Here is a 12,777-nt window from a genome sequence, read left to right on the forward strand (position 1 = left end):
GAATCGGCATGAGACGACTCCTTGAACGCAAAAATGCCAGTCTACCAACAACGCAGGACGATGTTGAGTCAATATTGCCGGCAGTAAAACACAAAGGGCCGGCTCATGCGGCCGGCCCAGTGAGCGAGTGCCAACGCCCTCAGTGACTCAAGAGCTTGTTGAGGCGCTGCACATAGGTGGCGGGGTCTTCGAGATGGCCCCCCTCGGCGATGATCGCCTGGTCCAGCAGGATACGCGCCAGATCGTTGAAGACGCTGTCGTCGGCACCTTCGAGCCGTGCGACCAGGCTATGCTCGGGGTTGAGCTCGAGGATCGGCTTGACCTCGGGCAACGGCTGCCCGGCCGCCTCCATCAAGCGACGCATCTGATAGCCCATGTCGTGTTCCGAGAGCACGACGCAAGCCGGCGAGTCGGTCAGGCGGTGAGTGATGCGGACTTCCTGCACCTCGTCCCCCAGCGCGGTCTTGACGCGCTCGATCAGCGGCGCCTTGGCCTTGGCGGTTTCTTCCTGGGCTTTCTTTTCTTCCTCGTCGGCCATGTCGTCGAGATCGAGATCGCCCTTGGCGACATCGGCGAAGGCCTTGCCGTCGTATTCGGTGAGGTGGCTCATCAGCCATTCATCGATACGATCATGCAGCAGCAGCACTTCGATGCCCTTCTTGCGGAAGATCTCCAGGTGCGGGCTATGGCTGGCCGCATTGAAGCCATCGGCCACCAGGTAATAGATCTTCTGCTGACCTTCCTTCATGCGGCTGACATAGCCGGCAAGCGACTGATCCTGCGTGGCGCTGTCGGTCTGCGTGGAGGAGAAACGCAACAGGTCGGCGATCTTGTCGCGGTTGGCGAAGTCTTCCGCCGGACCTTCCTTGAGCACGTTGCCGAAGGCGTTCCAGAACGTCTGATACGCCTCTTCGTCCTTGGCCAGCTTCTTGAGCATGTCCAGCGAGCGCTTGGTCAACGCGGACTTGAGCTTGTCGACCTGCGGATCCTTCTGCAGCAATTCACGCGAGACGTTGAGCGAGAGGTCCTTGGAGTCGACCACGCCCTTGATGAAGCGCAGATAGAGCGGCAGGAACTGCTCGGCGTCGTCCATGATGAACACGCGCTGCACGTAGAGCTTGAGGCCGCGCACGCCCTCGCGCTGATACAGGTCGAACGGCGCGCGCCCCGGAACATACAACAGGCTGGTGTATTCGAGCTTGCCTTCGACCTTGTTGTGGCTCCAGGTCAGCGGATCGCTGAAGTCGTGCGCCACATGCTTGTAGAACGCCTTGTACTCGTCGTCGCTGATCTCTTCCTTGGGGCGTACCCACAGCGCGGTCGCTTCGTTGACGGTTTCCCAGGTGACGGTCTCGCTGCCCTCGATCTCGTTGCCCTCTTCATCGTGGGCCTTCTCGACCTTGGGCATGCGCACCGGCACTTCGATGTGGTCGGAATAGGTGCGCACCAGATGCTTGAGGCGCTCGGCGTCGGCGAATTCCTTGGCGTCCTCCTTGAGGTGGAGAACGATTTCGGTGCCGCGCTCGGGTTTGTCGATATCGGCGATATCGAACTCGCCTTCGCCGCGTGAATGCCACTGCACGCCCTGCTCCTGATCGACCCGACGCGTGCGCACGGTGATCTCGTCGGAGACGATGAAGCCGGAATAGAAGCCGACACCGAATTGACCGATCAACTTGGCATCTTTCTGCTTTTCGCCGGAGAGCTGCTGCAGGAATTCCGCCGTGCCGCTGCGCGCGATGGTGCCCAGGTTCTGGATCACCTCGTCGCGGCTCATGCCGATGCCGTTGTCACGCACGGTGACGGTTCCCGCCTCGGCATCGTGCTCGATCTCGATGCGCAGTTCGCTGTCGTCGCCGTACAGCGTGTCGTTTTCCAGCGCCTCGTAGCGCAACTTGTCACAAGCATCCGCAGCGTTGGAAATCAGCTCGCGCAGGAAGATCTCCCGGTTGGAATACAGGGAGTGAATCATCAGCTGCAATAGCTGTTTGACTTCGGTCTGGAAGCCTAGCGTCTCGGCGTGAGCGGCGGTAGTCATGGTCGAAATTCCCCTGTGGCCATAACGAATGCGTGTTGAACAATGCGTCTTGAAGGACGCGTATTGCATGATGAGAGTGTGACGAGGCATGTCGTCGTACGCGTCGATATGGGGGCCTGACGAGACTTTTCAAGCGTTTGCGGGGCGCATTGAAGACACGGTGAGGAACCGGGCATGCGTGCCGCCCGGCCGGGCGGCATCGTCGACGTCACATCGTGTCGTCGGGGACTTCCCACCCTTTCCAGCGGCGATAGGGGGCCAGCGAGCGGTCGACGCGCGTCAACAGCCACCCCACGATGAACACGTCGTCGATCAATCCCAGTATCATCAAGAAATCGGGAATGAAGTCGAAGGGCAAAATCAGGTAGCCCAAGGCCGCCGCCATCCAGCCGCAGGCCGCCCAGGGCACGGGGCGATAGCGTCCGGCCACCACATCACCGAGCATGGGCACGAACACGCGCAGCGCCCGGCCGATGCGCATCAACGCGCCGCCACGCTGCTTCAACCGTGACCACAGGGCCAATCCTCGCATGAACTTCATGGCTTGCCTCCTTGGCGTGACGGTTCATGATGGGGCTTTCGCGCAGGGCGTCGCCGCCTGGCAACACTACCCAAGACACCGTCCCTGAGCGAGGATGATCACATCATCATAACGCCGGGCAAGCAAGGAGACATGGAAGATGCTCGCATCGCGACTTCGTCATCGCTGGATGGCGCTGTTCTCGGCGGCCACGCTGAGTCTGGCGCTGCACGCCTTCGACGCGCAGGCACAAGCCGACACGGACACGCTAGCGCCCGAAGACCGGGCCATGAAACGCGCCCTCGATGCCGCACGCGACCATCAATGGTCGCGCATCGAGAGCGTTGCCGTCGACGACCACGTGCTCGCCGGCTATGTGGAATATCATCGCCTCAAATCGCGCCTCCCGGACGTCACGGCCGAAGAGGTGCAGAGCTATATTTCGCGGCACGCCGACTCGCCCCTTTCCGGCTGGATGCGAGGGCAGGCGCAGATGGCCTTCGGTCGTGACGGACGCTTCGCCGACCTGCTGGCCATCAGCGACGGCGAGCCCCGGGGGACCATACGCCAGTGCTATTACTACACGGCCCTGCTCGACCGCGCCCCCGACGAAGCCGCAGAGGGCGGACGCGCCCTGTGGCGGGTCGGCCGCTCCCAGCCCAGCGCCTGTGACCGGCTGTTCGACACCCTGCGCGAACGCGGCGCCATCGACGACAGCGACATCTGGACGCGCCTGACACTCGCCTGGCAGAACGGCGAAAGTCGCCTGGTCGATTATCTCGACGGCCTGCTGGGGCCCCAGTGGCAAGCCGGCGTCGAGGCACTCGATCGCCTGCGCGGCAACTACGCCGCCATCACCGACGTGCCCACTCGCATCGGCCCGTCGGGGGACGGCGCCGGCGCCCTTTACGCCGCGGCCATGCACAACTTCACGCGTGCCGATACCGAAGCCGCGCTCGAGGCCTGGCGCAAGATCGGCCCGCACCTCACGCTCAGCGAGGCCCGACGCCACGCGATAGAGCATGACCTGGCGTTTTACTCGATGGTCCGCGAGATCGACAACAATGCCGGCTGGGTGGATGCCGCACTGCCCCGCCTGGCGGATGCCGACCTGTTCGAGTTGCGTGTTCGCAATGCGTTGGCCTCGCAACGCTGGGGCGAAGTCATCGAGTGGATCGATGCCATGCCGCAGGACACGCGGCAAGAGGCACACTGGCAATACTGGCTGGGGCGTGCGCTCGCGCAGCGCGGCGATCGCCAGGCGGCGGAAGACGCCTGGCGACTCGCCGCCCAGGAACGCAGCTTTTTCGGTTTCGCCGCCGCCGACAGGCTCGGCCAGCCCTACGCCCTGAACATGGACATGCCCGAGGTGTCGCCGCTGAAGAGCGAGCTGGCCGCCATGCAGCCCGTCGTGCAGCGCAGCGAAGCCTTGCGTCGCATCGGCGAGCCCGGCCTGGCACGCAGCGAGTGGTTCCATGCCCTCGGCGAGGCGAACGACGCCGATGCCGCAGCGCTCAATGCCTACGCGCTCGAGCGCGGGTGGTATGACCTGGCCGTGCACGGCACGATCATGGCCAAGCAGTGGGATGCGCTCGCCTGGCGCTTTCCGCCAGCCTACCGGGACGCCTTCACCGCCTGGGGGCAACGCAATGGGGTCGATCCTTACCTGCTGATGGCGATCTCCCGTCGCGAGAGCGCGTTCAACCGCGAGGCGGTATCCCCCGTCGGCGCACGTGGGCTCATGCAGCTGATGCCGGGCACCGCGGACCATGTCAGCCGCGACCTGAACATCGACGCACCCACGCTGGGCGAACTGTTCGAGCCCACCACCAATATCCGGCTGGGCAGCGCCTACATCCGCGACATGATGGAACGCTACCGTGGCAACCGCATCGCGGCGGCGGCGGCCTACAACGCCGGCCCCGGCCGGGTCGACCGCTGGTTGCGCGACTCGCCCGATGCGTTCGACCTCTTCGTCGAGAGCATCCCCTTCCGCGAGACCCGCGCTTACGTGCAGGCCGTGCTGACCTATCGGGTCATTTTCGAAAGTCTTGCCAAGCAAGGCGATACGCATGGGGTCGCGCTCTTGACCCAGTCGGAGCGCGAAGGCGCCTACGACACCACACTGCTGGCACGCAACCCATGACGAAAGCGCCGACGCGTCATGCGACGCGTCGGCGCTGATGACCAGGCCCTGCCGGCGTCAGGGTCGCTGCGCCAACGCCAGCTTCACCCCGAACAGCACCAGCACCGCGCCGGTGGTGCCCTCCATCATGCGCGATACCCAGCCCTTGGCGAGCCAGCGGGCGGCGCCGCCCACCATCAGCACGATGCCGACCTGCCATAGATTGGCGATCACGAAATGCACGCCCGCCAGCCACAGCGACTTGAGCAACGCCGGATCGCCCGGCGCGATGAACTGCGGCAGGAATGCCATGTAGAACACGACCGTCTTGGGGTTGAGCACATTGGAGAGAAAGCCCTCCCGCAGCGAGAGCCAGGCCGGCACGCGCTGGCGCTCGACACCCACCTCGGCCACCGGTAAACCGCCGCCACGCCGGGCGCTGGCCAGACTCTTGAGCCCCAGCCACACCAGATAACCGGCCCCCACCAGCTTGAGAGCGCTGAACGCCCATGCCGATTGCAGAAGGATCAAGGAAATGCCCAATGCCGATACCGTGGCATGCACGAACAGGCCGGAGCATATGGCCACGCTGGTCAGCACGCCATCGCGCACGCCCCCTCGCGAGGTGTTGCGTATGACGAGCAGCGTATCCACGCCCGGCGTCAGCGTGAGGAGCGTGATGGCAACGAGAAACGGCCAGAACTGAGCATCGAAGAACATGGGGCTTTCCTGCAAAGTGCAACGTGAGCCGCCCGCGACGGGCGGCGTCACACGTCATGGCATGGTGGTCACAATAGCCAGTAGGCGCTCACGGCCAGACCGGCGGCAAGCAATACGCCGATCAGTAACAAAAGACCGTCGTCGGCCGTCATGCCCAGGCCGATCACGGTAATCGCCAACGCCGGCATCGCGGCGGCAAAGGGCAACAGCTCCAGCGGAATCATCGCCAAGGCCAGGGCGATGACCAGCACCGCGATGAAGCGACGCGCCACGGGCTGCAACAGGATGTCCAGGCGTTGCGCCAGCAACCTGTCGATGCGACGTGTCCACGGCCGTACGCGTTCGACGCTGCGATGCAGCTTATCGTGGCTGATGCCGCGTTCACGCAGCTTCCTTGGCAACCAGGGCGACTGGCGGCCGAACAGCTGCTGGACGGCGATCAGGGCGATGAAGATGGCACACAAGGAAGGCACGCCCGGCACCCCCCCGGTGGGCAACAGCGCCAGCAAGGCCGGCAGCGTCACCAGCGGCCCGAATCCCCGCGACTGGAAGGTATCGACGACATCCTGAAGATGGATCGTCCTGCCATCATTGGCGTCGTCGAGCTTTTCCAGCAGCTGGGTCAAACTAATGCGCGATTCCATGCGCGATATCTCCTTCACGGGGCCGCGAAGCCCCTTGAATCCAGTGATAAGGAAACACGCTCAGCCAAACAGTCCGCGTCTGGCGTGTTTCATCGAGACTTGCTCGTTCAGCGTCCAGAAGTCATACAGAACTCCCAGCAAGAACAGACCGCCGGTCAGCAAGTACAAAAAGCCCGTGAGCCATTTTCCCATGTACATGCGATGGATGCCGAAGACGCCCAGGAACGTCAGCAGTACCCAGGCCACCGTATAGCTGGTGGGACCGGCCCTGAAGCGCAGGTCGGCCTGCCGATCCATCAGCGGAATCAAGAACAGGTCGATCAACCAGCCGATACCCAGCAAGCCGAACGTGAAGAACCATATCGTGCCGGTGATCGGCTTGCCGTAATAGAAGCGGTGCGCTCCGGTAAAGCCGAAGATCCACAACAGGTAACCCACGACCTTGCTATGCGTGTCGTTCGCCGTGACAGGGGTATGGGACACGAGACAACTCCTCCAATATGAAACAGGCGCGGCACCCGCACCGCGCACCATGTGACACTGCGCTTGCAGACACCCACGAAAACCGAACGTTTCATGAACGATCGGTGCCACCCCGGGCCTCGCGCACCGTCATTCTGGACGTACCCGGGTTTTCGATCTATGGTGCATGTGCGGTGCATGATACCGGGAAATGGCACTGGGCATTAAGCTTGACGCACTACCAGGCATCATGCATTCTCCGTTGCGTAGGTTTGCAAGTTGAATGTCGTCAGTTGTTAATCGAATCCTCGATGTCCCTCACGCATTCCCACCTTGTCTTACCCACGTATCACGGTCGCCCATGGGTCGGCCCGCAACACTACTTTGCAAGTTAAGGAATTCGAAATGGCAACTGGCACTGTCAAATGGTTCAACGACACCAAAGGCTACGGCTTCATCTCTCCGGATGATGGTGGCGATGACCTCTTCGCACACTTCTCCGAGATCCAGGCCGAAGGCTTCAAATCTCTGCAGGATGGCCAGAAAGTGAGCTTCGAGGTCACTCAAGGCAAGAAAGGCCTTCAGGCATCCAACATCAAGGTCGTCGACTGAGTCCCGGACCCAGTCGATGCACCTGCGGTCGTGAGGCCGATAACGGACTCCGAACGCATGAGCCCACCTGACGGTGGGCTCTTTTGTTTCCGGACACCCGATACTCAGATTCGTACGACAGGCGCGCACTCGCCCCTCGGGGTTACTGTGCCTCGCCGTTCTTCGCCTCGGACGGCTGTGTATCGTGCGCCTCATAGGTACGTTCGGTAAAGGCGTCACGATGCGCTTCAACATCCGCCTCGTCACCTGCCTCGTCACCTGCCTCGGCAGACGCGTCGGCCGTCTTGCCATCTTCCGTGCCTGGCTGACTGCCCGCCTCGTGCGTGTCTTCCTGCGCCTCGGCGGGCGGCTCCCCGCCGGTACCGCCGCCACGCGTATCGTCATCCTGTGCAGTGGCCATCAGCGGCCACGCCAGGCCTAACGCCAATGCGACACAAGCGAGCCCTCGCGACATCTGTTGCATGGTGCACTCTCCTTGACAAGCGATGCCCCATGCCGCGCTCCGCGTCATGGGGCGCCTGCCTCCCCCGTCACCGACAGAGGGAGGCGCCGGCAATCAGGACTGAGTCGATTCCTCGGTTTCCTGCTCCAGCTCATCGGCTTGCTGCTCGGCTTCGTCGGCGGCTTCGTTCATCTCATCGGCTGCCGCGTCAGTCGCCTCGTCGGCTTCCTGCTGGGTTTCATCGGCGGCATTGTCCATGGCGTCACCGGTCTCGTCCGCCGCTTCGCTCATCTCATCGCCGGCTTCGTCGAGTGCCTCGGCCGTTTCGTCCTGGGCTTCGTCGACCGCCTCACCCGTCTCGTTCACGGCTTCGGACGTTTCCTGGGCGGCTTCGTCACCCATCTGCTCCATGTCGTCGCTGGCCTCGTCGCTCATCTCGGCCATCTCATCGCCGGCTTCGTCCGCTGCCTGCTGCGATTCCTCAACGGCCTGCTCGCTGTTGTCGGTCGCGTCCTGAGCAGCATCGTCACCGCTGTCGCATGCCGCCAGTCCCAGCGACATCACCAATGCCAGGGCACTCATCGTCCATTGCTTATACGTCATCATGTCACTCCTTGAGTCGATCGTTTCCGCCGGTGGGACCGGCCTTGCAAAATGCCCACGACGCCATCCAGGCGTCGTGGCACAGGGTTGGCGAGTCCTAGCTCGCGCTGGACTCGCCAATGTCTTCGTACCAAACATCGGGGCGCTCGGCGATGAATCGCGCCATCAACGACTTGCACTGCGAATCGTCGTGTATGGTGAGCGTCACGCCCCGCTCACGCAACAGCGCCTCGTCGCCCTTGAAGGTCGTATTCTCGCCGATCACGACCTCGGGAATACCATAGAGCACGATGGCACCGCTGCACATGGGACACGGTGACAGTGTGGTATAAAGTACCGTTTCACGATACACATGAGCCGGCAAGCGGCCCGCGTTTTCCAGCGCGTCCATCTCGCCATGCAGGATGGCACTGCCGCGCTGCTGACGCTGATTGTGACCGCGCCCGATGATCTCGCCGCGGTGCACGAGCACCGAGCCGATGGGCACGCCACCCGCCTCGTATCCCTTGCGGGCTTCCTCGATCGCCGCCTGCATGAATGGATCCATGGTCTGTCCTCCCCCTGTCATTGAATCGCGCGAGCGCACCCCGATCAGCGTGCCCTGCGCCGGTACTCGTTCATTGGTGCGACAATAGCGCCGAGCCCTCGGGTGCCGCCAGGCACAACGCGCCGGGCATCAAGGCGGCGCGGAAATTTTCGTGGAAACAGGGCTCGCCGTCGAGATTCAGGGGCAGCGCATGCTCGCTTTCGAACTCCACCCAGGGCACCTGCAGATACTCGACGAAATCACCGCTTTCGGGCAGGTTCTCGAGCTCGTCGATCAACTGTTTCATTTCCCGCAGGGAGGTGAAATGACGCACGATGAGCAATTCCAGCAAGCCATCGTCGATCTTGGCCAGGGGTGCCAGCTGCTGCCCGCCGCCCGCCTGGCATCCATTGCCAAGCGCCAGCAGGAACAAGGGGACGTTACGTTCGCCGTCCGGGAACCGCAAACGCCCTTGGTAGGGCTGGTAATTCCACGCCTTGAGCATGCCCATCAACGAATAGGCACCGCCGCCCAGCAAGCGCTTGAGCGGCGCCGGCGTGGAGTTGGTGATCTGTGCGCCAAAGCCGCCGGAGGCCAGGTTGATGAAATAATCGTCGCCCAGGGTACCGACATCCACCCGGCGCGGTGGCGTCTCAAGCGCCACGCGCAAGGCCTCGTAGGGCTCTTCGGGAAGCCCCAGGCCGCCGGCGAAGTCGTTGGCGCTGCCCAGGGGCAGGATGCCCAGTGCAGGGCGCGTCTCCGACGCCAGCTGCATCAGGCCACCGACGATCTCGTTGACCGTGCCATCCCCCCCGCCGGCGATCACGCGCGCGATGCCCGCTTCGCTCGCCTCACGCGCCAGGCGCACGCCGTCGCCGCCTTCCCAGGTCACCCGCACCGCCAGATGGTGGCCGGCCTCGCGCACGCGCCCCACGGCCTCACGAACCTCAGGTAGCTGGGCGGACTTGCCATTCAGAATCAGCCAAGTATCGCCATCATGCTCGCAAGGCTGGATCGTTTCGTTCATTGCTGTCTCATCCTCGTTCCTTGAGGCAGTGCCAGCCTGCCCTCTGCTCTCGCCATTGCCGTGTTCGCCGCGGGTATCATATCCCCTTGAGCACCTCGAAGCCGCCGCTTACCGTGGTCGGCAGAAATTCCTCGACACGGTACTGGGCCACGCCCGCGACGATGAAGGGATCTTCATCCAGCCAGGCCACCAGGCGCTCGCGCGAGGTCGCCTTGGCCAGAATGATGCCGCCACTGGGCGGCGATTTACGCCCCGAGGCAATGAACACGCCTCGCTCGAACCCTTCTCGCACCCACGCCATGTGGGCCATCCTGTACGGCTCGACCGTTTCCGGGTCGACCATGTAATCCAGCGATACGATGAACATGCCCGCTCCTTGATCTCCTTCCGTCGAGCCGCCCGACTCCGTTCGTATCCTTACAAACTCATGCCTCGGGCGCCACTCGATACGAAAGCCACAACAGGGGTGAGACTATCAAAACCGCGATCAGTGCCAGTGCCCATTGAGGCGGTAGCGCCGTGGCCAGCAGGCACGTGGCCAGCAAGGCACCGCCCCCGAGCTGTAGTGCCCCCAGCAAGGCCGCGGCCGTGCCGGCGCGCTCGCGAAACGGCTCCAGCGCCAGGCTCGAGGCGGCGCCGAGCGCCAGCGAGAAGCCTACGGAGAGCACGCCCACCGGCACCATGAACCCCAGGGCCGTCAGCGGCAAATACATGACGCTCAGCGCCTGCAGAATGCCCGAGGCGATGATCAGGCATAGCCCCAGGCGCACGGTCCCCACACGTCCAAGACGGTGAATGATGCGCGGCGCGAAGAAGAACGCCACGATATTGACCAGCGCGTTGGCGCCGAACCAGCCGCTGAACGCCAGCTCCGACAGCCCCAGACGATCCACCAGAACGACCGGCGCGGAAGAGACGTACACGAGAATCGCCGACATGATCACGCCTGCCAAGCCCGCGAAATACACGAAGCGTGCGCTGGCCAGTACCGGCCGGTAACGTGCCCAATGGTACAGGCGCCGCTCGACGACCGTATTCGACGGGCGCGTCTCCGCGAAGCGCCACACCGCGCCGATGCCCAGTATGGCAGCGAACGCGAACATGAACGCGAAATTGCTGCGCCAGCCGAAGGTCACCGCCAGGCTCCCGCCCACCACCGGCGCCAGGGCCGGAATGATGCACAAGGCGCCGTTGAGATAGCTGTACAGTTTAGCGCCCTGTGCGGCAGTAAAGCAGTCACGGACCGCCGCGAAGGCAACCGTCATGGTCGCGCAAGCGCCCAGCCCCTGCAGCACGCGCGAGACATAGAGCGGGCCGAGTGACGTCGCCGTCATTCCCACCAGCGCACCCAGCATATAGACCACCACGCCGCAGAGCAGCACCGGACGGCGCCCGAAGCGGTCCGTCAGCGGCCCCACCAGGATCTGGCCCAGCCCGACACTCAGTAACAGCAGGGTCACGGTGAATTGCAGTCGGCTGAACGGGGCGTCGAACGTCTCGGCCATGACCGTCAGCGACGGCAGGTAAATATCGATCGCCAGCGGCGACAGCATGACACAGCCCACCAGCAGGGGGAGCAATCGCGCACTCGACATGAGACCTCCGCGACGAAAAAAGAACGCCACCTTACCCCGTACACGCCTGGATGCAACACATCCCCCGCCGCCAGACGCCCGGGGGGCTAAAGATGGCGTCCTCGTCGCCGATATTCCCTTTCAGGGCAATGCGTCAACCAGTGTCTCGTGTCCGCCGATCATTCACCGAACAGGAAACGCCATGTCAGTCAGGACTTGGGGCGTGGTACTCGGCGCCGTCCTCTTGGGCGGTTGCTTCGAGGTCAATACCTCACAAGCCCCCATCGCCACGACCTACCCGATCAGCGAGCAGCAGCGCATGCAGGCCGCGCACCACTGGGAAGTGCTCGCCGAACACGAGGCACGCGACATCCTCGCCAAGCGCGACTTGTGGGGCAAGCCGCTCTACGTCGAGGCCGCAGAGAAGGAAACGGCTTTCAGCCGCGGATTCCGCTCCTTGCTGACCAGCGAGCTCGTCCAGCAAGGCGCCATCGTCCATACCCGACCCGACGCCAGCGCGCATGTCAGCTTCGATGTCCAGGTCGTTCGGCATGAAGACCGCGGTTACGTTCGTCCGCCCCAGGGTGCCCTGACCGCCCTGGCCGCCGGCATCGCGGTGGCGACGATTCCCTTCAATCACTGGACCGAACCCGCCCTGGGCTTGATTCCCGCCGCCGCCCTGGCGGATACCTTCAGTGGCAGTTGGACACCCACCGGCCCGCAGGAAGTCATCATCACGACCCAGGTCAGTCAGTACGATACGCTGCGCTACTCGTCCTCGAACCTGTATTACATCAATGCAGGCGATAGCGAGCATTACGGCGCCGCCGGCGAGGGTGAGCGCACCAACCTTCCGCTGTCGTCCGAATGGTAAGGAGATTTCCCGCTATGCCTTTCCCTCTGCTGCATGCCCGGCGCCTTCGGTCACCTCTGATGGCCCTCATGGTGCTTTTGTTGATGCTTTCCGGCTGCAGTCTCCTCGAGAATCGCCATGCCACGCCCCCCGAACCGGATTTGCTGTCGCAAGTCGACGAGGCCGCCGAGAAGTTGCTGTCCACCGCCAGCGAGCGGCTCGGCGAGCAGGCTCCGATCATCGCCACGACCTTCGTCGATGTCGATCAACTCGACCGCTCGTCGACACTGGGCCGCACGCTGTCGGAGGCCTTCACCTCTCGTCTCGTGCAGGGCGGCCTGAACGTCATCGAGGTCAAGATGCGCAACAGCCTGTACATCGAACAAAATACCGGCGAGCTGATCCTGTCACGCAACGTGCAACGTCTCAGCGCCAACCACGATGCGCAGGCCGTGTTGCTGGGCACCTACGCCAAGGGCCAGAACGCGCTCTTCATCAATGCCCGTCTGGTGCGCATCTCGGACCGGCACGTGCTCGGCGCCTCGAGCTTCGAGGTCCCTCTGGACAACGACTTGCGGGCCATGCTGCCTTCCTCCTGGTAACCGATCGCGCCCGGCCACCGCTACCCGCT

At 63.5% G+C, this 12,777-nt stretch carries 15 protein-coding genes; 4 read left to right on the plus strand and 11 right to left on the minus strand.

All coding sequences use genetic code 11. From position 1 onward, the window contains the following. Positions 1-139: 139 nt before the first annotated feature. Both htpG and ABGX75_RS09505 read right to left on the minus strand, forming a co-directional pair. The gene (gene htpG, locus ABGX75_RS09500; protein ID WP_011507790.1) at positions 140-2,038 is read right to left on the minus strand and encodes a molecular chaperone HtpG; all 1,899 of its coding nucleotides are present in this window, start codon (positions 2,036-2,038) and stop codon (positions 140-142) included. Positions 2,039-2,246: 208 nt separating this feature from the next. Continuing rightward, positions 2,247-2,579, minus strand: coding sequence for a YkvA family protein (locus ABGX75_RS09505; protein ID WP_035415142.1), 333 nt, complete (start codon positions 2,577-2,579; stop codon positions 2,247-2,249). A 139-nt stretch (positions 2,580-2,718) separates the two neighbouring features. On the opposite strand from ABGX75_RS09505, the gene ABGX75_RS09510 reads away from it, so the two are divergent. Further along, positions 2,719-4,704, plus strand: coding sequence for a transglycosylase SLT domain-containing protein (locus ABGX75_RS09510; protein WP_347410992.1), 1,986 nt, complete (start codon positions 2,719-2,721; stop codon positions 4,702-4,704). Positions 4,705-4,761: 57 nt separating this feature from the next. Here ABGX75_RS09510 and ABGX75_RS09515 read toward each other — a convergent pair whose 3' ends face one another. The 3 genes from ABGX75_RS09515 to ABGX75_RS09525 all read right to left on the minus strand — a co-directional run bounded on the left by ABGX75_RS09515 (position 4,762) and on the right by ABGX75_RS09525 (position 6,530). Then, a complete protein-coding gene (locus ABGX75_RS09515) occupies positions 4,762-5,403 on the minus strand; it encodes a LysE family translocator (protein ID WP_035415138.1) in 642 nt (213 codons plus the stop codon). A 68-nt stretch (positions 5,404-5,471) separates the two neighbouring features. Continuing rightward, positions 5,472-6,047: an exopolysaccharide biosynthesis protein gene (locus tag ABGX75_RS09520; protein WP_035415136.1), complete on the minus strand. Its 576-nt coding sequence runs from the start codon at positions 6,045-6,047 to the stop codon at positions 5,472-5,474. Positions 6,048-6,107: 60 nt separating this feature from the next. Further along, entirely contained in the window at positions 6,108-6,530 is a 423-nt protein-coding gene (locus tag ABGX75_RS09525) for a TM2 domain-containing protein (RefSeq protein WP_011507795.1), read from the minus strand. 384 nt (positions 6,531-6,914) lie between these two features. Here ABGX75_RS09525 and ABGX75_RS09530 point away from each other — a divergent pair, with 384 nt between their 5' ends. After that, a complete protein-coding gene (locus ABGX75_RS09530; RefSeq protein ID WP_011507796.1) occupies positions 6,915-7,121 on the plus strand; it encodes a cold-shock protein in 207 nt (68 codons plus the stop codon). Positions 7,122-7,263: 142 nt separating this feature from the next. Here ABGX75_RS09530 and ABGX75_RS09535 read toward each other — a convergent pair whose 3' ends face one another. The 6 genes from ABGX75_RS09535 to ABGX75_RS09560 form a co-directional block, all read right to left on the minus strand. Beyond that, positions 7,264-7,584, minus strand: a complete 321-nt coding sequence (locus ABGX75_RS09535) for a hypothetical protein (protein WP_347410991.1) — start codon at positions 7,582-7,584, stop codon at positions 7,264-7,266. 93 nt (positions 7,585-7,677) lie between these two features. After that, the gene (locus tag ABGX75_RS09540) at positions 7,678-8,166 is read right to left on the minus strand and encodes a hypothetical protein (protein WP_050934535.1); all 489 of its coding nucleotides are present in this window, start codon (positions 8,164-8,166) and stop codon (positions 7,678-7,680) included. Between the two features lie 97 nt (positions 8,167-8,263). After that, positions 8,264-8,713: a nucleoside deaminase gene (locus tag ABGX75_RS09545; protein ID WP_110061707.1), complete on the minus strand. Its 450-nt coding sequence runs from the start codon at positions 8,711-8,713 to the stop codon at positions 8,264-8,266. Between the two features lie 70 nt (positions 8,714-8,783). Then, a complete protein-coding gene (gene yegS, locus ABGX75_RS09550) occupies positions 8,784-9,719 on the minus strand; it encodes a lipid kinase YegS (protein ID WP_011507800.1) in 936 nt (311 codons plus the stop codon). Between the two features lie 76 nt (positions 9,720-9,795). After that, the gene (locus ABGX75_RS09555) at positions 9,796-10,086 is read right to left on the minus strand and encodes a YciI family protein (RefSeq protein WP_011507801.1); all 291 of its coding nucleotides are present in this window, start codon (positions 10,084-10,086) and stop codon (positions 9,796-9,798) included. A gap of 58 nt (positions 10,087-10,144) precedes the next feature. Beyond that, positions 10,145-11,314: a multidrug effflux MFS transporter gene (locus ABGX75_RS09560; protein WP_011507802.1), complete on the minus strand. Its 1,170-nt coding sequence runs from the start codon at positions 11,312-11,314 to the stop codon at positions 10,145-10,147. A 181-nt stretch (positions 11,315-11,495) separates the two neighbouring features. Here ABGX75_RS09560 and ABGX75_RS09565 point away from each other — a divergent pair, with 181 nt between their 5' ends. Both ABGX75_RS09565 and ABGX75_RS09570 read left to right on the plus strand, forming a co-directional pair. Then, positions 11,496-12,167, plus strand: a complete 672-nt coding sequence (locus ABGX75_RS09565; RefSeq protein WP_011507803.1) for a hypothetical protein — start codon at positions 11,496-11,498, stop codon at positions 12,165-12,167. A 59-nt stretch (positions 12,168-12,226) separates the two neighbouring features. Beyond that, entirely contained in the window at positions 12,227-12,748 is a 522-nt protein-coding gene (locus ABGX75_RS09570; RefSeq protein WP_224114487.1) for a FlgO family outer membrane protein, read from the plus strand. The last annotated feature ends 29 nt before the right edge of the window (positions 12,749-12,777 follow it).

The sequence above is a fragment of the Chromohalobacter sp. genome (assembly GCF_039830575.1).
GTDB classification, from domain to species: domain Bacteria; phylum Pseudomonadota; class Gammaproteobacteria; order Pseudomonadales; family Halomonadaceae; genus Chromohalobacter; species Chromohalobacter israelensis.

Bases quoted from the DNA above. Each gene is read 5' to 3' on its own strand.
- ABGX75_RS09510 (WP_347410992.1), top strand. From the start codon at position 2,719: ATGCTCGCATCGCGACTTCGTCATCGCTGGATGGCGCTGTTCTCGGCG.
- ABGX75_RS09530 (WP_011507796.1), top strand. From the start codon at position 6,915: ATGGCAACTGGCACTGTCAAATGGTTCAACGACACCAAAGGCTACGGC.
- ABGX75_RS09535 (WP_347410991.1), bottom strand. From the start codon at position 7,584: ATGCAACAGATGTCGCGAGGGCTCGCTTGTGTCGCATTGGCGTTAGGC.
- ABGX75_RS09565 (WP_011507803.1), top strand. From the start codon at position 11,496: ATGTCAGTCAGGACTTGGGGCGTGGTACTCGGCGCCGTCCTCTTGGGC.
- ABGX75_RS09555 (WP_011507801.1), bottom strand. From the start codon at position 10,086: ATGTTCATCGTATCGCTGGATTACATGGTCGACCCGGAAACGGTCGAG.
- ABGX75_RS09520 (WP_035415136.1), bottom strand. From the start codon at position 6,047: ATGGAATCGCGCATTAGTTTGACCCAGCTGCTGGAAAAGCTCGACGAC.
- ABGX75_RS09505 (WP_035415142.1), bottom strand. From the start codon at position 2,579: ATGAAGTTCATGCGAGGATTGGCCCTGTGGTCACGGTTGAAGCAGCGT.
- htpG (WP_011507790.1), bottom strand. From the start codon at position 2,038: ATGACTACCGCCGCTCACGCCGAGACGCTAGGCTTCCAGACCGAAGTC.
- ABGX75_RS09515 (WP_035415138.1), bottom strand. From the start codon at position 5,403: ATGTTCTTCGATGCTCAGTTCTGGCCGTTTCTCGTTGCCATCACGCTC.
- ABGX75_RS09540 (WP_050934535.1), bottom strand. From the start codon at position 8,166: ATGACGTATAAGCAATGGACGATGAGTGCCCTGGCATTGGTGATGTCG.
- ABGX75_RS09560 (WP_011507802.1), bottom strand. From the start codon at position 11,314: ATGTCGAGTGCGCGATTGCTCCCCCTGCTGGTGGGCTGTGTCATGCTG.
- ABGX75_RS09570 (WP_224114487.1), top strand. From the start codon at position 12,227: ATGGCCCTCATGGTGCTTTTGTTGATGCTTTCCGGCTGCAGTCTCCTC.
- yegS (WP_011507800.1), bottom strand. From the start codon at position 9,719: ATGAACGAAACGATCCAGCCTTGCGAGCATGATGGCGATACTTGGCTG.
- ABGX75_RS09545 (WP_110061707.1), bottom strand. From the start codon at position 8,713: ATGGATCCATTCATGCAGGCGGCGATCGAGGAAGCCCGCAAGGGATAC.